This window comes from Pseudarthrobacter sp. 1G09 (assembly GCF_050038305.1).
Lineage (GTDB): Bacteria > Actinomycetota > Actinomycetes > Actinomycetales > Micrococcaceae > Arthrobacter > Arthrobacter equi.
Map to the genome: position 1 here is coordinate 3,489,586 of NZ_CP188306.1, position 17,726 is coordinate 3,507,311.

At 67.5% G+C, this 17,726-nt stretch carries 23 protein-coding genes; 7 read left to right on the forward strand and 16 right to left on the reverse strand.

The genetic code is table 11. The features are described 5' to 3' along the window. Positions 1-9 precede the first annotated feature (9 nt). From ACP3TD_RS16070 to ACP3TD_RS16135, 14 genes are all read right to left on the reverse strand, one after another. Positions 10-1,188, reverse strand: coding sequence for a flagellar hook-length control protein FliK (locus tag ACP3TD_RS16070; protein WP_426763981.1), 1,179 nt, complete (start codon positions 1,186-1,188; stop codon positions 10-12). Between the two features lie 5 nt (positions 1,189-1,193). Then, positions 1,194-1,847, reverse strand: coding sequence for a C40 family peptidase (locus ACP3TD_RS16075; protein ID WP_426767274.1), 654 nt, complete (start codon positions 1,845-1,847; stop codon positions 1,194-1,196). A gap of 2 nt (positions 1,848-1,849) precedes the next feature. Then, positions 1,850-2,284 (reverse strand): flagellar FliJ family protein, encoded by a 435-nt coding sequence (locus ACP3TD_RS16080; protein ID WP_426763982.1) that lies wholly within the window; start codon positions 2,282-2,284, stop codon positions 1,850-1,852. Beyond that, the gene (locus ACP3TD_RS16085; RefSeq protein ID WP_426763983.1) at positions 2,281-3,621 is read right to left on the reverse strand and encodes a FliI/YscN family ATPase; all 1,341 of its coding nucleotides are present in this window, start codon (positions 3,619-3,621) and stop codon (positions 2,281-2,283) included. Before ACP3TD_RS16085 ends, ACP3TD_RS16080 begins: the two co-directional genes overlap by 4 nt. Beyond that, positions 3,618-4,361 carry a hypothetical protein gene (locus tag ACP3TD_RS16090; protein ID WP_426763984.1) on the reverse strand — a complete coding sequence of 248 codons (744 nt, stop codon included), beginning with the start codon at positions 4,359-4,361 and terminating at the stop codon, positions 3,618-3,620. The genes ACP3TD_RS16085 and ACP3TD_RS16090 overlap by 4 nt, the downstream gene beginning before the upstream one ends. Next, positions 4,351-5,385 (reverse strand): flagellar motor switch protein FliG, encoded by a 1,035-nt coding sequence (fliG, locus tag ACP3TD_RS16095; RefSeq protein ID WP_426763985.1) that lies wholly within the window; start codon positions 5,383-5,385, stop codon positions 4,351-4,353. The genes ACP3TD_RS16090 and fliG overlap by 11 nt, the downstream gene beginning before the upstream one ends. Next, entirely contained in the window at positions 5,382-6,980 is a 1,599-nt protein-coding gene (gene fliF / locus ACP3TD_RS16100; RefSeq protein WP_426763986.1) for a flagellar basal-body MS-ring/collar protein FliF, read from the reverse strand. Before fliF ends, fliG begins: the two co-directional genes overlap by 4 nt. Then, positions 6,980-7,318, reverse strand: coding sequence for a flagellar hook-basal body complex protein FliE (fliE, locus tag ACP3TD_RS16105; protein ID WP_426763987.1), 339 nt, complete (start codon positions 7,316-7,318; stop codon positions 6,980-6,982). The genes fliF and fliE overlap by 1 nt, the downstream gene beginning before the upstream one ends. Continuing rightward, positions 7,318-7,710 carry a flagellar basal body rod protein FlgC gene (locus tag ACP3TD_RS16110; protein WP_426763988.1) on the reverse strand — a complete coding sequence of 131 codons (393 nt, stop codon included), beginning with the start codon at positions 7,708-7,710 and terminating at the stop codon, positions 7,318-7,320. Before ACP3TD_RS16110 ends, fliE begins: the two co-directional genes overlap by 1 nt. Before the next feature lies 1 nt (position 7,711). Beyond that, on the reverse strand, positions 7,712-8,053 hold the full coding sequence (locus ACP3TD_RS16115; protein ID WP_426763989.1) for a flagellar basal body rod protein FlgB: 342 nt from the start codon (positions 8,051-8,053) through the stop codon (positions 7,712-7,714). A gap of 146 nt (positions 8,054-8,199) precedes the next feature. Then, a complete protein-coding gene (locus ACP3TD_RS16120; protein WP_426763990.1) occupies positions 8,200-8,547 on the reverse strand; it encodes a hypothetical protein in 348 nt (115 codons plus the stop codon). Then, a complete protein-coding gene (gene fliS / locus ACP3TD_RS16125) occupies positions 8,540-9,058 on the reverse strand; it encodes a flagellar export chaperone FliS (protein ID WP_426763991.1) in 519 nt (172 codons plus the stop codon). The genes ACP3TD_RS16120 and fliS overlap by 8 nt, the downstream gene beginning before the upstream one ends. After that, entirely contained in the window at positions 9,055-10,371 is a 1,317-nt protein-coding gene (gene fliD / locus ACP3TD_RS16130) for a flagellar filament capping protein FliD (RefSeq protein ID WP_426763992.1), read from the reverse strand. The genes fliS and fliD overlap by 4 nt, the downstream gene beginning before the upstream one ends. A gap of 128 nt (positions 10,372-10,499) precedes the next feature. Further along, the gene (locus tag ACP3TD_RS16135) at positions 10,500-11,342 is read right to left on the reverse strand and encodes a flagellin (protein WP_426763993.1); all 843 of its coding nucleotides are present in this window, start codon (positions 11,340-11,342) and stop codon (positions 10,500-10,502) included. A 223-nt stretch (positions 11,343-11,565) separates the two neighbouring features. Between ACP3TD_RS16135 and flgN the strand changes: the two genes are divergently transcribed. The 5 genes from flgN to ACP3TD_RS16160 all read left to right on the forward strand — a co-directional run bounded on the left by flgN (position 11,566) and on the right by ACP3TD_RS16160 (position 15,468). Then, positions 11,566-12,048, forward strand: a complete 483-nt coding sequence (gene flgN / locus ACP3TD_RS16140; protein WP_426763994.1) for a flagellar export chaperone FlgN — start codon at positions 11,566-11,568, stop codon at positions 12,046-12,048. Positions 12,049-12,078: 30 nt separating this feature from the next. Continuing rightward, positions 12,079-13,497, forward strand: a complete 1,419-nt coding sequence (gene flgK, locus ACP3TD_RS16145; protein ID WP_426763995.1) for a flagellar hook-associated protein FlgK — start codon at positions 12,079-12,081, stop codon at positions 13,495-13,497. Positions 13,498-13,500: 3 nt separating this feature from the next. Beyond that, entirely contained in the window at positions 13,501-14,388 is an 888-nt protein-coding gene (gene flgL / locus ACP3TD_RS16150) for a flagellar hook-associated protein FlgL (protein ID WP_426763996.1), read from the forward strand. Then, positions 14,385-14,762, forward strand: a complete 378-nt coding sequence (locus ACP3TD_RS16155; protein WP_426763997.1) for a flagellar assembly protein FliW — start codon at positions 14,385-14,387, stop codon at positions 14,760-14,762. Before flgL ends, ACP3TD_RS16155 begins: the two co-directional genes overlap by 4 nt. Positions 14,763-14,934: 172 nt before the next feature. Beyond that, positions 14,935-15,468: a hypothetical protein gene (locus ACP3TD_RS16160; protein WP_426763998.1), complete on the forward strand. Its 534-nt coding sequence runs from the start codon at positions 14,935-14,937 to the stop codon at positions 15,466-15,468. Positions 15,469-15,504: 36 nt separating this feature from the next. Here ACP3TD_RS16160 and ACP3TD_RS16165 read toward each other — a convergent pair whose 3' ends face one another. Next, complete coding sequence (locus tag ACP3TD_RS16165) at positions 15,505-15,885, reverse strand: hypothetical protein (protein ID WP_426763999.1); 381 nt, start codon at positions 15,883-15,885, stop codon at positions 15,505-15,507. A 354-nt stretch (positions 15,886-16,239) separates the two neighbouring features. On the opposite strand from ACP3TD_RS16165, the gene ACP3TD_RS16170 reads away from it, so the two are divergent. Further along, entirely contained in the window at positions 16,240-16,533 is a 294-nt protein-coding gene (locus tag ACP3TD_RS16170) for a hypothetical protein (protein ID WP_426764000.1), read from the forward strand. Then, positions 16,533-17,279 carry an ABC transporter permease gene (locus ACP3TD_RS16175; RefSeq protein WP_426764001.1) on the forward strand — a complete coding sequence of 249 codons (747 nt, stop codon included), beginning with the start codon at positions 16,533-16,535 and terminating at the stop codon, positions 17,277-17,279. The genes ACP3TD_RS16170 and ACP3TD_RS16175 overlap by 1 nt, the downstream gene beginning before the upstream one ends. A gap of 88 nt (positions 17,280-17,367) precedes the next feature. Here ACP3TD_RS16175 and ACP3TD_RS16180 read toward each other — a convergent pair whose 3' ends face one another. Next, on the reverse strand, positions 17,368-17,724 hold the full coding sequence (locus tag ACP3TD_RS16180) for an SPW repeat domain-containing protein (RefSeq protein WP_426764002.1): 357 nt from the start codon (positions 17,722-17,724) through the stop codon (positions 17,368-17,370). Positions 17,725-17,726 lie beyond the last annotated feature (2 nt).

Consider the following 17,726-nt stretch of genomic DNA (forward strand, 5'->3'; position numbering starts at 1 on the left):
GGGTTGTTCTCATGCCAGGATGTCCAGGCTTCCGGCGCCGTCGCAGGGAAGAACGACGGCGGCGCGCGCCGGGACCGCGGCGGCGGTCCCGGCGGGTGCCGGGGCGGTTGGTTGCCGCGGGGCGTGCTCGCGGGTTCCGGGGTGTCCGTTGCTATCCCAACCGGGCGGGGCCCCGTGGTCTGACAGGTCCAGGCTGGTGCCCAGGCCGGATCCGGCGATCCCGGATTCGCTGAGGCTGCGGCGGAGCTCGTGCAGGATGGACCGGAGCGCATCCCGGCCGGCATCCCCGGGGGCGAACAGTTCAATCCGCACGCCCGCGCCGTCGATGTGGGCCCGGACGGTAACCGGGCCCAGGTCCTCCGGCGTGACTTTCAGGGTCATCACATGCTGCCCCGGACCTGCGGCCGCAAGGGAGAACAGCGGCCCGGCCAGCTGCGGCGCCAGGGAGCCCGAAGCGAAGCCGGGTGCGGCGCTGGGCGCGCTGAAGGGTGTGGTGGGCTGGGCAGTTTGGACCGCAGCCGCGAGCTGGATGGGCGCGGTGGGCGCTGCAACCTGGCCCTGCCCGGGAAGCGAGGCCTGCGGCTGGACCGGTTCCAGGGATTGCTGGCGGACCTGCGCGGTTACCGGCCGGTTCGACGCCGGGGGCTCGGCACCGAGCGGGCCGCTGGCCCGGCTGCCGGGCACCGCGAGTCCGGGTTTACCGACGGCCCCGGGTTGCCGTTCCTGGGCGGGCTGTGCCTGGGCGGAGCCGACGGGCGGGGCCGGCGCCTGGGCCGTTGCCGCCTCCGTGGTTGGGCTGGAAGCTTCGCCATTCGCCGCGCCAGCCGCAAATCCCGCCGCAAGCAGTCCAGCGGCAGGCATATCAGCAGAACCGGCCGCGGGGAAGCCCGCTGCCAGGGTCCCCGGTTGTGGAACGGCGGCCCCGGATCCCGGCTGCAGGACCTGGTTCTGGCCCGGCACCATCAGTGCGGGCATCACGCCCGCTGCGCCGGCCGGCAGGTCCGGCTGCGCTCCCGTGGTGCTGTCGCCGTCGTCGGACGCGTGCTGGCCCGGGCCGTTGCTGCCGTCGCCGCCCGCCAGCCCTGCGAGGACCTCCTGCAGCGCGGCGCCAAATGACGCCCCGCCGTCGGCGTTCCCGCCCGGAACCGGCGCCGGCCCCGCAGCGGAAGCAGCGGCAAGGAGCGGCACCGGCATCACGATGCCCCCGCTGCGGGAACGATCCTGCGGATGGCGGTCAGGTTGGACTGCTGTTCCCAGGCGTCGCGGATCTGGATGGTCTGGCCGGGGACGGGCGCGTCGATGGCCTTGCCGTTGCCCAGGTAGATAGAGATGTGTTCGCCGCCGAAGCTCACCAGCAGGTCTCCGGGCCTGGCCTCGGCCAGCGACGCCACGGGCGTTCCCACCTTCATCTGGTCGCTGACTACGCGCGGAAGTTCCACCCCAAGGTCCTTGAAGACGCGCTGGACGAAGCCGGAACAGTCCATGCCGGTGGCCGGGTTGGTACCGCCCCACACGTACGGGACGCCAATGTATTTTTTGGCCGTAGCCACCACGTCGGTACCCGTGGCTGTTCCGGCCTGCACTGGTAAAGCCGGGATGCTCGCGCCAAGGCCGGCAACGCCGGAAAGTGTCCCGGCGCCGGTAAGCGCGGCGAGCCCGGAGAGGCCGTCGGCAGCCAGCGAGGAACCCGACGAGGTCCCGCCGGCGGCTGCTGCCAAGGCGGTTTCAAAGGCCGCGGCGTTGGCGGCAGCGGCTGGTGCAGCGGTGCTGTTTTGGGCCCGGCTGGGCGTGGACAGCTGCTCGATCATGGACTCAATGGTCCCGATCCGGCCGATGATGTCGGTCATGCTCACGCCGAGGCCTCCCCAGCGTTGCGGTGCCAGGCGGTAGAAGCAATTTCGTCCAGGACGCCCTGCTCGGCCAGCAGATCGGCGGCGGCGCGCTCGGCGTGGTGCCTGCCCTCCAGTTTTTCCAGGCCGACGGCGCTGCGCCGCGCCTGCGTGTAATCTGCCCGGGCGTCGGCGAGCTGTTCGTCCGCCGCGGCGGCGAGCGCGTCCAGGTCCGCCAGCATGCTCTGCGAGGAAGCACGGGCAGCGGCGATGGCCAGCAGGCTCGCTGAACTTGAGGCGGTGGCACCGGAGTCCCCAAGTTCGGTCCGCGCAGCGGCGCGGCGTTCACCCGCGGTACGGGACCGTGAAGCGGCCCGCGACATCCCGGCGGCTGCTTGGTCTTCCTGCATCTTGCGCAGGCGGAGGAGTCCGGCGAGGGGAAACTGGCGGTTCATGCGGCTCCTTCGAGCGTGGCTCCGAGGCGTGCGGTGAGGGCGGTGAGGGCCTGCCAGGAGTCGTGGTGGGGGGTGGAATCGTCCATCCGCTGCTGCAGGAAGCTGTTGATGGCGGCCTCGTTGTCCAGGGCGGCATCCACCAGCGGGTTGGTGCCCCGGTGGTAGGCGCCGACGTCGATGAGGTCCTGGGCGTTCCGGCGGGCCGCGAGCGCCTTCCGCAACACCGCCGCCACCGCGGTGTTGCCCGGAGCGTTGACCTTGGAGGCCACACGCGAGACAGATCCCAGCACATCGACGGAAGGAAAATGCCCGGCCACAGCCAGCTTGCGGTCCAGGACCACGTGCCCGTCCAGGATGGAGCGGGCGGCGTCGGCGATGGGTTCGTTGTGATCATCACCGTCCACCAGGACCGTGTAGATCCCGGTGACCGATCCGGCCTCGGCGGTGCCGGCGCGTTCCAGCAGCCGGGCCAGGAGGGAGAAGGTGGACGGCGGGTAGCCGCGCGTTGCCGGCGGTTCTCCGGCGGACAGGCCGATCTCGCGCTGGGCCATGGCCACGCGGGTCAGCGAGTCCATCATGAGGACCACGTCCTGGCCCGCTTCGCGGAAGGATTCGGCGATCCGGGTGGCGGTCACGGCGCAGCGCAGGCGCATCAGGGCGGGTTCGTCCGAGGTTGCCACCACCACCACGGACCGGGCCAGGCCCTCGGGTCCAAGGTCGTCTTCCAGGAATTCACGTACCTCGCGGCCGCGCTCCCCCACCAGGGCGATGACGGACACTTCGGCGTCCGTGCCGCGGGCCACCATGGACAGCAGTGAGGACTTTCCCACGCCCGACCCGGCGAACAGGCCCATGCGCTGGCCGCGGCCCAGGGTGGCCATGGTGTCCAGCACCCGCACACCTGTGTGCAGCGGCGCCTCCACCCGGGCGCGGTGCATGGCGGACGGAGACTCGTTGTCCGCCGGGACATGGCGTCCGGTGACCAGCGGCCCTTTCCCGTCAATGGGGCGGCCCAGGCCGTCAAGGACCCGTCCGAACAGCCCGGGGCCGGTGGGAACCATCAGTGGCTTTCCCTTTGACCGGGCCGGGTCCCCTGCCGCGATGCCCGTCAGGCGGCCCAGGGGCATGCAACGGAGCCCGCCGCTGACCGAGGCGACCACCTCGGCGTCGAGGCCGGGAGACTCGCCGACTGTGACGAGGTCGCCCACGGCGCAGTCCAGTCCGGCGACCTCCAGGCCGAGGCCCAGCACAGCCGTAACGGTACCGGTCCGTTCCGGGGCGGCGGCGTGGAGGGCGTCGGCGAAGCGCGGGCCGTACGGGCGCCAGGTGGCGGTCATGCACGTCCTCCGGGATTTTCCGGCGGCAACGCGTGGGCTTCCGGGTCCAGGAGTGCGGCGCGGGCACGGTCCAGGGCGGCCCCCAGCCGGGCATCCAGCCATCCGTCGGGGTACCGCGCCATGGCGTCGCCACGGTCCATTGCCGGATCGGGGACAAGTTCGACGCCGGCAGCACGGGCCGCGTTGACGGCACCGGTGACTTCCAGGATGTGGAGGTCTGTCGGGTTCAGGCGCACGGCCGCCACACCGGGGCCGGTTCGCTGGCCGGGATGTACGTCCAAACCGTTGCCGTTACCGCCCGGGTTCCCGGCACTTTCTCCGGTGCGCCTTCCGGTGCCCAGCGCACGGCGCAGAGCGGCACGGGCGGTGCGTTCGCCGTCGTGCAACTCGTAGCCCAGCACCGCTTCGGCGAGGTCAATGGTGCCAGCGGCGAGCACCGCCTCGGCGTCCTGCAGGACGAGTTCGAAGCGTTGCTGGAAGGCGGCAGCGGCAGCGGCCAGCAGGGCCACGGCCCTGTCCGACGATTCACGGGCGGATGCCAGGGCCGCGTCGTATTCGGCCTGCCGTTCCAGTGCCTGCCGTTCCTGCTGGGCCGCTGCTGCGCGGAGGCCGGCCGCGTACCCCGCAGCGTGCCCCTGGGTGAACCCGCGGTCCTGGGCATCGAAGGGCGCGGCGGCCTGGACCTGCGGGAAAAGGACCCGGGCCGGGGTCGTTTCCGTAGACCGGGCTTCAGTAGACAAGGTCGTCCTCCTCGCCGCGCCGCACCACGATGGCGCCGCTGGCTTCAAGCTCGCGGATGGACTTGACGATGTCCGCGCGGGCCTCCTCCACCTGGGACGCCCTGACGGGTCCGGCGTTCGCCATCTCGCCTTCGAGAATCTCCTGGTTGCGGCCGGATACGTTGGTCCGGACGGCATCGAGGACCACCGCCGGTGCGCCCTTCATGGCCACGGCCAGCACTTCGGGTGCCACGCCGCGGAGGATCTGTTGGATGTCCCGCCGCTCCAGCTTCACGATGTCCACAAATGTCAGCATCCTGGCCCGGACTTCAGTGGCAAGTGCCGGGTCCAGGGTTTCCAAGCCGTCCAGCACGGACCGTTCGGTGGCCACGTCGGAGCGGTTGATGATGTCCACGAGCGGTTGGATCCCGCCCACGGTTTCCGTGGATTTGCCCTGCGAAACCACGGCACCGGAGCGCTTCTTTAGCGTCTCTGCCACGATGCCCACAGCTTCGGGTGTGGGTGAGCCCATCACCGCAATGCAGCGCGCCACATCGCTGCGCTGCGCATCACCGAGTCCGGTCATCACGGCGGAGGCCTTGGCGGGACGCAAGTGTGCCAGCACCAGGGCGATGGTCTGCGGCAGCTCGCTGTCGATGAGCGCCAGGATCTGGCCGGAGTCCATCACTTCCAGGAATTCGAAGGACTTTCCGGCCATGGTGGAGGCGAGGCGGTCCATGAAGCCGGCCGCCTTGTCGGCGCCAAAGGACGCTTCGAGGAGCCCGACGGCGAGTTCCTGGCCGCCGCGGGCAACTCGCCGCCCGCTGACGGCGATGTCGTGGAATTCGCCCATCACCTGGTCGGCGACGGCTGGCGATACGCGGCGCAGGCGCACGATCTCGGCGGCGATGTCCTCCGCCTCCGACTCGGAGAACTGGGCCATGACGGCGGCGGCGCTGTCCGGGCTCATCTGCATGAGGACCACCGCGGCCTTCTGGGCGCCGGACAGCATGGCAAGCTCCGCGGCGGACTGCCCGGAGGTCATACGGACTGCCTCTCATCCATCAGGCCGCGGAGGTAGTCAGCGGTGCGGGCCGGGCTTTCTGCCACCATGGCCTCGATCTGTGCCCGGCGGCGTTCACCGTCCAGCACGTCCGCGCCAGGAAGCGGCAGCGGTTCTGCAAGCGGCAGCTGGATGGCTGACGTGGCCGGCGCCGGTTCCAGCGCGGTCACTGGGGCCACCGGGTATTCGATGCCGACACCCAGATCCACAGGCTCCCGGCGCTGCCGCCGGCGCCAGGAAATGAGCGCCACCACAATCAGGGCCAGTGCCGCCAGCAGGATGCTGCCGGCGATGACCAGGGTCTTCATCAACTCGCCCTGCTGGGCAGCCTCGGCCTCGGCTTTGGCTTCTGCCAAGGAGGCGGCGGCGTTGTCCGCGGCCGCTGTACTGAAGGGGAGCACCTCCACGGTGACCACATCGCCACGGGCGGGATCGGCTCCCGCGGCGGAGGTGACCAGGGCCCGGACCGATGCCAGGTTCACCCCTGCCGCGGCTGCCTGGTTGATGGCCACGGAGATCGTTTGCCGCTTGACCGCCCCTTGGGGAATGATGCGGTCCTCGGTGACCTTGTTGACGGCGTTGTTCTTGGTGCTGTCCGTGGAGTCAAAAGTGCCGTTGCCGTTGGTGCCGCCGGGTACGGCAATATTGTCCGGGCCCAGGACTCCGGCGGCTTCCCCACCGGTTCCCGTGTAGGTCTCGGACTTGGTGCTTTCACTCAGGGCAGGCACATCAGCAGCCGCGGTGAACGTCTCACTGCGCTGCTGGGCGGATTCCCCTGTCACATCGGCGGCAACGGCCACGGTGGCATTTCCGGGTCCCACCACGCTGTCCAGGACGGCTTTGACGGAATCTGTGGTGCGTTCCTGATACTCGGCCGCCTGCTTGGAGGAGGAGCCCGCAGCTCCGCCGCCCACGGTCGAGAGGACATTGCCCTGGGAATCCACCACTGAGACGTTGGCCGGCTTGAGGTTTTCGATGGCCGCGGAGGTCAGGTGCACCACGGCCTGCACCTTGTCCGGAGAGAGGGTGGTGCCTGGCTGGGTCTCGACGAAGACCGATGCCGTGGCGTCCGGGGTCTTGTCCACGAACACCGACTTTTCCGGGATGGCGAGCCGCACCGCTGCCGTCTTGACGCCGTCCATGGCCTGGATGGTGGTGGCAAGTTCACCTTCGAGGGCCCGTTTGTAGGTCACCGACTGCTGGAACTCGGAGGACGTGACGCCCAGCTTGTCCAGCAGTGAGTAGCCCGTTGCCGCGGCGGATGGCAGCCCGGCGGCGGCGGCTTTGAGCCGTTCGTCGTAAACCTTCTCCTCGGGAACCAGGATGGTGGAGCCGCCGTTGGCAATCTCGTAAGGGACGTTGTCCTTGCGCAGCTGCTCCACGATGCCGTTGGCGTCCGTGTCTTTCAGGCCCGAGAACAGCGGCGTGTAGGCGGGTTTGGCCAGCCAGGATGTCAGGGCGACGGTGCCGAGGACCAGCACAGCGACGCCGATGATCGCCAGGGTGCGCTGGGCTGCGGAGAATCCCTTGATCCCGGATCCCATCCGGGCGAAGAACGCGGTGATCTGTGGCGGCATCAGGCCTGCATCCTCATGATCTCGTTGAAGGCATCAACACCTTTGTTGCGGACGGCTGCCACCAGCTCCAGGGTGATCTGGGCGCGGCTGGAGGCGAGCGTGGCAGCGTGGATGTCGTCCAGGTTGCCGGTGACGGCGGAGACTGCCAGCTCCTTGGAGGTGGACTGCAGCTGCTGGAGGTTGTCCACGGCGCCGGTCAGGGCGGTGGCGAATCCACCGCCGGATGCCGAGCCTGCGGCGGATACTGCGCCGTCGCCGTAGCCGGTGCCGCGGACGGGCTGGACGGCGCCGCCAAGGCCGCCAAATCCGCTGATGGGTCCGAGTGCGTCGATGGGCATCAGGCTTTTCCGATCTCAAGTGCTGCAAGGTAAGTTTCGCGGGCGCGGTCAACCACCTGGGCGTTGGCCTGGTAGCCGCGCTGGGCCACGATGAGGGCGCCCATCTGCTCGGCGAGGTCAATGTCCGGGTACCGGACGTAGCCCTCCGCATCGGCAAGGGGGTGGTCCGGCTGGTAGACAATCCGCCCTTCGGCGTCACCTTCCGGGGTGCTCCGCACATAGACTCCGGTGCCGTCCGCGCCTTCGGCAGCTTCGATGTAGCGCGCACGGAAGGCTTCGCCGTCGGTGCGCGAGGCGTTGTTCATGTTGGCCAGGTTGTCCGAGACGGCGTCCAGCCACTTCCGGTGGACGGTGAGGGCTGTGCCCGCAATGCCGATGGCGTCAAAAGTCATGTCAGTTGGTCCGCATCGCCGCGCGGAGGGACGTGAACTGTCCGTTGACCGCCCTGGCGGCGAACTGGTAGCGCAGTACGGTATCGATGTTGGACAGCGTCTCGGTGTCCAGGTTCACGTTATTGCCGTTGAGTTGGGTGGGCTCCAACGAGGCTTCCACGGAGGCCGAGGTATGCCCGTTGCCGCGGCGCACGGAGTCCGCGAGTTCATCCTCGAAAGACACCCGCTTGGCCTTGTAGTTGGGCGTGTTGATGTTCGCGATGTTGTTGGCGATGGTGCGCTGACGCAGCGCCAAGCCATCCAGTGCACTGGCCAGCGCAGCGGAGGTCACGGATTCGAGCACGGCAATCCTGCCTGGGTAATGAAACAGAGGCCGATCCATGGCCGTGGCGTCGAGCGATCCGTGCTCTGTCAGGAGTTATCGGCACTGACAGGCGGCGCGTTAGGAACTGTCAGTACGTGATTTTCTGTGGGCCGGTCCGGCGGACCTCAGCCGGTGATGTCGAGGTAGACGGCGGCGGAAGCCGCCCCAACTCCCGGTACCGAGCTGACAGCGTTGAGCTGGCGCTGCGTGCTCATCCGGGCTTCCTCGAGCCGCTGAACCAGGGTGTCCTGCCGTTCAGCCAGGAGGAGTGCCCGCTCCCGCAGCTGCTGCGGCAAGGGCCCGGGAATCCCGGCCGGAGTCCAGTCGCCGCGGTTACCGTGGTCCGGCTTGCCGAGCAGCGCCTCCGCATGGTCGGCGGCCGCCTCCATTGCGTCGAGGATAGCAGTCCACCCTGCAACCTCCAGGTCCGCACCCGGGTGCGTGCCGTCGTCGTACGTTGTTCCCCTAGGCAACGCCCAGGGTCCCGCCGCCGGACGGGAACGGAGCGTCCCACGTGCCCCGTGCCGAGGCGGGGAAGGCGGCCACGCCCGCAGGCGCTGCGGGGGCGGCCGGTGCTGCCGGCGCCGCTGCAGAGATGGATGCGGCGGCCTCGTGCCAGGTCTGCCTCAGCGGCTCCAGCAGGTCGATCGCTTCGCGGGTGAGGCCGGCGTCGCGCTGGATGTTGGCGTTGATCAGCGCTGTGGAGGCGTAGTTGTAGATGCCCAGCAGGCCACTGGCGCCGTCCCAGGCATCGACCTTGAGGGAGGAGGACAACTCGGTGAGGATGGCCTGCGCATGGAGGAGGTGCACGGAGGCCATGGACCAGTTGGCGGCGTTCTGGTCGGCTTCCGCGCGGGCCAGGTCCAGCAGGAGCCGGTCATAGAGCATGGTGAGCAGCCGTGCGGGCGGGGCAGACAGCACCGAGTCGGTCAGGTACTGGTTGCGCTGCGCGGTGTTGCCCGGCTGGCTGAAGGTGGGAGTCATGATGAGGTGCTTCCTGATGAGGTGGAGAGGCCGGCAAGTTGTGAGGACAGCCAGGCCGATTGGGCCTTCATGCCGCTGAGCGCCACTTCGAGGGCGGAGTAGGTGCGTTGGAGGGTCTGCTTCCGGGATTCCAGCCGGAGGTCCCAGTCACTGATCCGGCCCGCAAGGTCCTTCACAGTGGACTGTTGGCCGGAGATCTTGTTGGTCAAAGTTCCGTCGTATTTGTCCGATGCGGTGTTGGCTGCTGCTGCGATGCGCGTGGCAAGTTCCTGCACCTTCGATTGGACGCCGGCAGGGTCTGTGGCCAGCGCGGCCGCGAATTTCTTGTCATCGAACTCCATCGTCCCGGTCTTGGTGATGCTGATGCCGATGTCCGAGGGTGAGCGCGGCGGCGTGCCAACCGGCGCGGAAGCGGCGGAGAGCAGTTTCTGGTTCACTTCCCGAATGGTGCTGTCGCCAGTGAAGATTCCTGCGCTGGTGGTGGTTCCGGACGAGCTGACGGTACTTCTGGAGGCGATATGGGACAGGACGCCGTTGACTCCTGAGACCAGGTCGGAAGCGACCTTGCTGATTGCTGCGTCGTCGCGGGACACGGTCACGGTCACCGGTGCCGCGGTTGTTTCCTTGACGGATACGGAAATGCTGGGGAGGAGGTCCGTGAAGGTGTTGGTGGATGAGGTGATGGGCTGCGGGGTGGCCAGGCCCGACCACAGCTGGATTTCCGCGTCCTGGGCCGTTTTTGCTTCCGATATGTTGACGCCGGAGCTGGTGACAGTGAATGCCCCGGCCTGGCCGGAGGCGGTCGACGTGAACTGGAGGCGGAACTGTCCGCCTCCCACTGCCACTTTGGCCGCGGTCACTCCGGCGCCCGCCGTGTTGACTGCTGCAACGACGTCGTCCAGTGATGTGCTGGCCGCGGTGATGTCTTTGGAGGTGCCACCCGACGTTACTGTGAGGGTGCTCTGGGGCCACGCGGCGACGGCCTCAGACACAGTGACCTGGGTCTGGGCCAGCCTGGTCACGGTGAAATCAATGGAGCCGGCTTTCGCTGCGGCGGTGGTGACGACTGTGACTTTGTCGCTGCTGCTCGTGGCGCTGACCAGTTCCAGGGCTCCTGCTTTTCCAGTGGCGGTGGCTTGCGTTGCCAGCGCCGCGACCTTGGTATTCAATGCCTGCAGGGCGGAGACCATGGACTGGATATCCGCCGATTTGTTCTTGAGCTGGGTCTGCGGGATCGCCTCCACCTGCATGAGGGAATTGATCAGCGCAGTGGTGTCCAGGCCGCTGGCCAGTCCGTCCAGGGAGATTCCCATCGGTGCTGCTCCTCGGTGGTCTTAGCGTGGTTCTTGCATTTGTGTGCTGACGGCGAAGGCCGGGCGAAAAATCACTCCGCCCGGCCCTCACCGGTCAATCAATGCTGCCGGTTACTGGCCGGAGCGGATTAGCGCAGGAGCTGCAGGACGCCCTGGCTGGACTGGTTGGCCTGGGCCAGCATGGCCGTACCGGCCTGGGACAGGATGTTGTTCTTGGTGAACTTCACCATTTCCTCAGCCATGTCCGTGTCGCGGATGCGGCTGTTGGCTGCCGACAGGTTTTCCTTGGAGACGTTCAGGTTGCGGATGACGCTTTCAAAGCGGTTCTGGCTCGCACCCAGCTCTGCACGGGCGGACGATACGTCCTTGATGTTGGTATCGATTGCTGCGATGGTTGTCAGCGCCGTCGCCGCATCCTTGAACCCGTCGGTAGCTGCTGTACCCAAGGCTGTCACAGCAGTTCCGATTGCGGCAACGTCGGTGAACTTGACAGCAATCTGATCGTTGGCGGTGCTCCCGGCCCCAACTTGGAAAGTCAGGGAAGTCGTAACACCATCCAGCAACTTGGTGCCGTTGAACTCCGACGAAGCACCAATCCTGCTCAGTTCTTCGCCAAGAGCCTTTACCTCGGTCGTAATTGCCTCACGAGATTTTGCGTTGTTCGAGTCGTTGCCTGCCTGGACGGCCAGGTCGCGAACGCGCTGCAGGATGGAGTGGACCTCCGACAGGGAGCCTTCAGCGGTCTGGATGACGCTGATGCCGTCCTGGGCGTTGCGGGCTGCAACTCCCATGCCATTGACCTGGGACTTCAGGCCCTCCGAAATGGCCAAGCCTGCTGCATCGTCGGCAGCCCGGTTGATGCGCAGGCCGCTGGACAGCTTCTCCAGCGACTTGGACAGGTCGTTCTGGGTGTTGTTCAGGTTGCGGAACGCGTTGTTGGCGGCCACGTTGGTGTTGATCTGCATTCCCATGGTGTTTCCTCCGTGATGTGGGACTTTGTTCGAAGGCCCATCCGTGGGCCTTCACAACCAGCTATCGGACGTAAAACAATTGCGGTTAGCAGAAAAAACAAATGCCACTCGTTTGTAGCCACGGCGGGGACAACCGGGCAACAGCTCCTAACGCGCCCGCAACACCGGCCGATAGTTTTTCCATGACAAGACGCCAACCCCCTGAACTGGAGTTGACCAGCCCATGGCCATCCACGAACTTTCGGCCCTTTTGTGGCGCGAACGCGAGCTCCTGGATCTCTTGACGTTCAAGCTCGAAGAAGAGCAGCTGCTGCTCACCGCAGGCAAGTCCCGTTGGCTCCCCCATGGCACCAAGGAAGTGGAACAGGTCCTCGATCGCCTGTCCAAAGCCGGATTGGCCCGGGCCGTGGAGGTGGCTGCGGTGGCAGAGCAGTGGGGCCTGCCCGCCGAATCGTCCTTGAGTGAACTCGCCTCGGCCGCACCTGACGCGGCATGGGCCGGCATCTTGTCCACGCACCTGACCGCCATGCAGCGCCAAACAGCCGCCATCCAGGAACTCCGCGATTCCAACGAACAATTCCTGCGTGCGGCCGTCCGCTCCACTCAGGAGACGGCAGCGGACCTGCGTCCCTCCGCAGCAACCTACGACTCCCAGGGCCGGACCGGCAACGCATCGACGTCCCGGCTGTTCGACCAGAAAATCTGACCGGCAAAGCCGTACCAGCAAAGGACAGCAGTGAGCACTTTCGGCGGACTCAATACGGCCTACCTGGGCCTCACCGCGGCCCGGCAGGGCATCAACCTCACAGGCCAGAACATCGCCAATGCCGGCACAGAGGGATACACCAGGCAGCGGATCGAGCAGGCGTCCATCGGCGCCCCGGCCGCCATCGGGTTGACGTCCGCTGGGGTCCGCCCGGGCCAGGGCGTCTCCGTCGACGGCATTACCCGGCTCGGCAACGGCTTCCTGGACGCCGGAGTGAGGTCCACCGCAGCACAGGCCGGCTTCACCTCCGTCCGCTCCACAGCACTGCAGCGGATCGAAGAGACACTGCAGGAGCCCGGCGAGAACGGCATCACGACGGCGCTGCAGTCCTTCTGGGGCGCGTGGCAGGGAGTCTCCAACCACCCGGGCGAATCCGCGCCGGCTGCCGCGCTGCTACAGGCCGCCACGACCCTGGCAGACAGGGTTTCCGCCGGATACCGGGCGCTCGACGCGCAGTGGACGCAGGTCCGGTCCGAAGCCGCCGCCAACACAGCCGCGGTCAATGACGCCGCAGCCCAGGTGGCCGGATACAACTCCACGATCCGTTCAGTGGTGGCCTCGGGTGGATCCGCCAACGAGCTTATCGACGCCCGCAACAGCGCCATCGAAACCATCGCCGCCCTTGCTGGCGGAACTGTTCGGGAGAACACGGACGGCACTGCGGATGTCCTGATTGGCGGCAACGCGCTGGTCTTGGGCACGTCGCACCGGACCCTCATCCTCGGCGGACAGACCACGATGACGGGAGCAGGCACGGCCGTCCAGGTCGAGTGGAGTGATCGGCCCGGGAAGCCAGCAGGCCTCGACGGCGGTCGGATCGCCGGTGCGGTGTCGCTCCTCTCCCCGGCAGCAGGCGGCACGGGCGGGGCCATCGCCGAGGCTGCCTCCTCCTACGATTCGTTTGCCGCTGAGCTGGCGGCCAAAGTCAATGCCGTGCACCGCAGCGGCCAGTCGACCACAGGCGCGGCAAACCTCGACTTCTTTGCGTCCACCCCCACGGGTTCGCCGGCAATGTCGCTGCGCGTAGTCCCCCGCGACGCTGCCGGGATCGCCACCGGAGCCGCCGGAGCCGGCACCCTGGACGGCAGCGTTGCCGACTCCCTTGCCCAGCTCGGCACCTCCGCGACGTCCCCGGATAAGGCGTGGGCCGCCGTCGTCACCGGTATCGGTGTCCTTTCGCGTTCAGCCCAGCAGCACGAGCAGCTGTCTACGGCCGCCAGCATTTCAGCCCGGGGGCAGCGCGATTCTGGCGCTTCCGTCAGCCTGGACGAGGAGAACGTCAGCCTCCTCACCAACCAGCACGCCTACCAGGCCGCCGCACGGGTCATGACCGCCGTCGACGAAGCCCTGGACGTCCTGATCAACCGCACCGGACTGGTGGGAAGGTAAAACATGCTGAACCGAGTCACCAACCAGACCATGGCGGCGGCCGCCCAGCGCAATCTGCAGGCGGGGCAGGCGAAGCTTGCAGCGCTTCAGGAAAAGGGCGCCACCCTGCAGAACATCACCCGGCCTTCGGACGACCCCGCGGCCCTCGCCACTGCGCTGGCCACGCGTGGCCGGTTGCACGCGGCGGACCAGTACTCGAACAACATCAGTGACGGCACCGGCTGGCTGAACACCGCCGACTCCGCCCTGGGACAGGCAACCAATGTCCTGAACCGTATCCGCGACCTCACGCTGCAGGCCTCCAACGGGTCACTCAACCAGCCAGCCAAGGACGCGATCGCCGCCGAGATCGAAGGGCTGAGCAAGGACCTGCTGGCCAGCGCCAACACCAAGTACCTGGGCCGCAACGTCTTCGCGGGCAACTCCGATGCGGCCACCGCATTCAGCACCGGGCAGCCACCAACGTTCAATGGCGCGGCTGGTTCGTCCGTTGAACGGCGGGTGGATGCCGGAAGGACCGTAAGGGTGGACGCCGACGGTGGTGCGATCTTTGGCGACGGGGCCGGCTCGGTCTTCGCCTTGGTAAATGACGTCATCGCCACCATCCGTGCCGGGGCAAATCCTTCGGGCCGGCTTGACGCTATCGATGACCGGCTCAAAACTGTCATCAGCGGCAGGGCCGAGGTGGGAACCCGCCAGTCGCTGATGGAACAGGCACGGGACGCTGTTGCTGCGCAGAAGGTTACGCTGGAGTCCCGGCGTGCGGCCATCGAGGACGCGGACATAGGACAGGTGGTGCTCGATTTGAAACTGCAGGAAACCAACTACCAGGTAGCTTTGGCGGTTACGGCCAAGGTGCTCCAGCCGTCCCTGATGGATTTCCTGCGATGAGCACCATCACCACAATGCCGGTCACCTTCACCACACCGATGCCCGGCCTGGAAAGCCTGGACAGCTTCACGCTGCGAAGCGTGGATGGGGCGTTGGGGCTTTTCGCGCTCGAAGCCCACGGCGGTGCGGCCCTGCGGCTGTTCCTTGCAGACGCAGTGGTCTACGCGCCCGGTTACTCACCAGCCATTCCTCCGGACGCTACGGCCGCTGGCCAAACCACCACTTTGTTGGTGGTGAACCCCGGCGACGGTAAACCCACAGTCAACCTTGCGGCGCCCCTGGTGCTGAACCCGGAAACCGGCCTCTGCACGCAGCTCATCCTGGACAGCACGGCCTACCCGTTGCAGGCGGAGCTCGGCGGGAAGCAGCCCTAACCCCGGCCGCGGGTGTTTTGGCACTGTGGCGAGCGCCGACGTCGTGCGCTTTCTGCTGTTATCGACGCGCATATCCGGGCGTCGACATCGAATGTGCGCATCGACAATGAACCAGCGCATCGAAAGCTGGACCGGGTAGGCTCGGGGAACCAACGCCTGAGGGGGCAGACGCATGGAACACGAAAACATCGATCAAGATCAGCGCACACCCACGGTGAAGGCGCCACGGGTTGCAGGCAAGACCTTGAACATGCCCGTCCTCATCATTCTCGCGATCGTCGCCGCGCTGGCTTTCGGGGTGCTGCTGAACTCTCTGTCCGGCCCGCCGCGCCTGGCCGTCCTGGACCGTCCCGCCACGGAAGCCGACACCCTCCCGGAGGGTGTGACTCCCGTCCCCGAGGGCGAGCACACGCTACGGCTCGTGGCGGATGCCGATGACATCCGGTACTTCGTCAGCCAGAACGCAGACGGCACCACATCCTGCCTGACGGTGTACCCGGATAACCACCCCCGCCAATGGGTCGCGGGTTGCGGTTCTGGCACCAAGAGCGACCAGGAAATCGTGCGGACCGGGTCCACCGGAATCGTCACCGCTGTCCTGGTGCCGGACGGCTACAACACCGCCGAGCTCGAGCAGGGCGGGTTCAAGAAAGTCCACGACAACGTCTACGCCGCCGCTACTCCGCGCGTCCCGGGTTCCTTCTAGAGATCACGACGGCGGGACGAGGCTTGGGGAGGTCCGTTACCGCGGGTAGCTGCCCGGACCCGTGTAGGCCGCCCAATATTGCGCCGTGCCCACGGCATCGTCCCCGAGGTACCAGCTGACGACGAAGGGCACCAGGGCCAGCACCGACACCAGTCCGCCGGCAATGATGCGAACAGGACGGCGGGGCAGGGCGAACATCGAAGCAGCCGCGGTGGCCATCGAGGCAGCGGGTACGGCAATTCCGATAGCCATGATCCACTGGCGCTTCGGGATTTCAGCCTTCCAATACCCCGGCGGATAATCGTCGGGGTCCCAATCGAAACCCGACCCGAACACCATGAACGTCGACAGCACCGACAGGAACAGCAAAGTGACGGCAAAGACCATCAAGACGCCGCCATCCAACCGTTTCCCCATGCCAACCATCCAACCACGGCACCGGCCACGCCCCTGACCTTTACCTGAGCGGGCGTGACCGCGAAACCGGGCTCCCGCCGTCGTCCGCGGTTACCGTTGGTGACGCGCACATCCGGCCAAGGTCTGGTCTGAGCATCCGGCGCCGGCTCCCGCGACCGGAGGGGTGCGTCAAGAACCCGTCAAAATAGCCAGCAAACCGGCCTCTTTTCCGGCCTGCAGGCGTGTGATGGACGTGCAGGGTTGGCACGGGCGGAAAGGCAGGGCATATGCGCTGGGACGATCTTCCCCAACACGACAGCGGGGTTCCGGTTCGCGGCCCCTCCTGAAACGGTGGAGGGGTACGGCGGCCGCGGAGTGAACGCAATCGCGCTCCACCCTTCGGGCGGGTACGTCTTCCTGGACACGGGCGGTGCCGGCTGGTGGGTGGTGTTTCAGCCTGACGCCGGGCCGGGGCCGCACTGGCGGCACGGGCTGGGCGATGTGCTCGCCTGCAGCGCTGCGTTCGACGAGGTGGTCCATGTGGTGGTGCTGGCCTCCCGTGTCCGGGGAGCCGATGCCCTGGCTGCCTTCCACTCCGCGATGCCCGCCACCCTCGAAGAAGCCGTGGTCGTTGCCGCCGCGCTCACCACGCGGGATACGCTGGCCTGATGCCCCACCTTGCCGGCCTGCTGCCCACCCTGGCGGCGCTCGCCATCCTGGTGGCACTCACGGTGGGCGTCCTCTGGGGCTCCCGGACGCCGTCGTACCTCGCCCCCGCCGTGGCCATCCTCCGCGGCGCCGCCCAACTGGCCCTCATCAGCCTGATCCTGGGCGGCATCATCAGCGATCCGCTGTGGGTGGGCGCGGCGTTGCTGGTCATGTTCAGCGTGGCGGCCACGACGGCGGCGCGCCGGCTTGGCTGGTCGTGGCACCGGTTTGCCGTGGTGGCCGGAACGATGGCGCTGGGCATCACGGTGACCCTGGGCGTCGTGTTCGCAACCGGCGCGATCGACTTCACGCCGCGGTACGTCCTGGCGGTGGGCGGCATTGTGACCGGCAACTGCATGACCATCGCCGTGCTGGCCGGACGCCGGTTCTTCCAGGCCGTGAATGAGCAGTGGGACCAAGTGGAAGGGTGGCTGGCGCTGGGTGCCACCGCCGGTGTGGCCACGCTGGGGCAGGCCCGGCAATCGGTGCATTCGGCCTTGATCCCCTCCACGGACCAGACCAAAACCACCGGCCTGGTCACCCTTCCCGGCGCGTTCGTGGGTGCCATCTTCGGCGGCGCCTCACCGCTGGAGGCGGGCCGGTTCCAGGTGGTGGTGCTCGCGTCCATCATGGCAGCGGGGTCCGTCACCGCCGTCGTACTTCTCCGCTCGCTGCGCGGCGTCAAGGTGCGGCCGGCGGTTGCCTGACCGCCCCGACATAGCTCCGCCACGGCCTCGGCTACTGGTGGCGGGACAACCCCGCTCCGCGCCGCCCCGGCCGTGGCGGATTCCGGTGCTAATGCGAGACGCGGTAGGCGTGGCGGACGTCGGTGCTCGGCTTGATGGCGGCTGCTGTAACCACCAGCGCCGCGCCACCTGCGATCCACGATGTCAGCGCCGCTCCCGTGGCGCCTGTGTAGGTCCCCAGCCATGGCGAGAGGACCAGCCCTGCGGCGAGGATTGCCTGGACATATTCCACGGCAGGCATTCCGGGCATGGCCAGGTTGATCAGGCCACTGACCACCAGCAGCCCGCCGAAAACGAGCATGCAGGTTGTGGACAAGTTGAGCTGCCGGGTCCACAGGACCGCGACCGCAGTGAAGAGCCCGGCGGCGACTGTTGCCCAGTCCTGCCACCGATACCACTTAGTCACTG

Coding starts and splice junctions, on each gene's coding strand:
- ACP3TD_RS16075 (WP_426767274.1), bottom strand. CDS start 1,847: ATGACCGACATCATCGGCCGGATCGGGACCATTGAGTCCATGATCGAG.
- ACP3TD_RS16080 (WP_426763982.1), bottom strand. CDS start 2,284: ATGAACCGCCAGTTTCCCCTCGCCGGACTCCTCCGCCTGCGCAAGATG.
- ACP3TD_RS16085 (WP_426763983.1), bottom strand. CDS start 3,621: ATGACCGCCACCTGGCGCCCGTACGGCCCGCGCTTCGCCGACGCCCTC.
- fliG (WP_426763985.1), bottom strand. CDS start 5,385: ATGACCTCCGGGCAGTCCGCCGCGGAGCTTGCCATGCTGTCCGGCGCC.
- fliF (WP_426763986.1), bottom strand. CDS start 6,980: ATGCCGCCACAGATCACCGCGTTCTTCGCCCGGATGGGATCCGGGATC.
- fliE (WP_426763987.1), bottom strand. CDS start 7,318: ATGCCCATCGACGCACTCGGACCCATCAGCGGATTTGGCGGCCTTGGC.
- ACP3TD_RS16110 (WP_426763988.1), bottom strand. CDS start 7,710: ATGACTTTTGACGCCATCGGCATTGCGGGCACAGCCCTCACCGTCCAC.
- fliS (WP_426763991.1), bottom strand. CDS start 9,058: ATGACTCCCACCTTCAGCCAGCCGGGCAACACCGCGCAGCGCAACCAG.
- fliD (WP_426763992.1), bottom strand. CDS start 10,371: ATGGGAATCTCCCTGGACGGACTGGCCAGCGGCCTGGACACCACTGCG.
- ACP3TD_RS16135 (WP_426763993.1), bottom strand. CDS start 11,342: ATGGGAATGCAGATCAACACCAACGTGGCCGCCAACAACGCGTTCCGC.
- flgN (WP_426763994.1), top strand. CDS start 11,566: ATGGCCATCCACGAACTTTCGGCCCTTTTGTGGCGCGAACGCGAGCTC.
- flgL (WP_426763996.1), top strand. CDS start 13,501: ATGCTGAACCGAGTCACCAACCAGACCATGGCGGCGGCCGCCCAGCGC.
- ACP3TD_RS16155 (WP_426763997.1), top strand. CDS start 14,385: ATGAGCACCATCACCACAATGCCGGTCACCTTCACCACACCGATGCCC.
- ACP3TD_RS16160 (WP_426763998.1), top strand. CDS start 14,935: ATGGAACACGAAAACATCGATCAAGATCAGCGCACACCCACGGTGAAG.
- ACP3TD_RS16165 (WP_426763999.1), bottom strand. CDS start 15,885: ATGGGGAAACGGTTGGATGGCGGCGTCTTGATGGTCTTTGCCGTCACT.
- ACP3TD_RS16175 (WP_426764001.1), top strand. CDS start 16,533: ATGCCCCACCTTGCCGGCCTGCTGCCCACCCTGGCGGCGCTCGCCATC.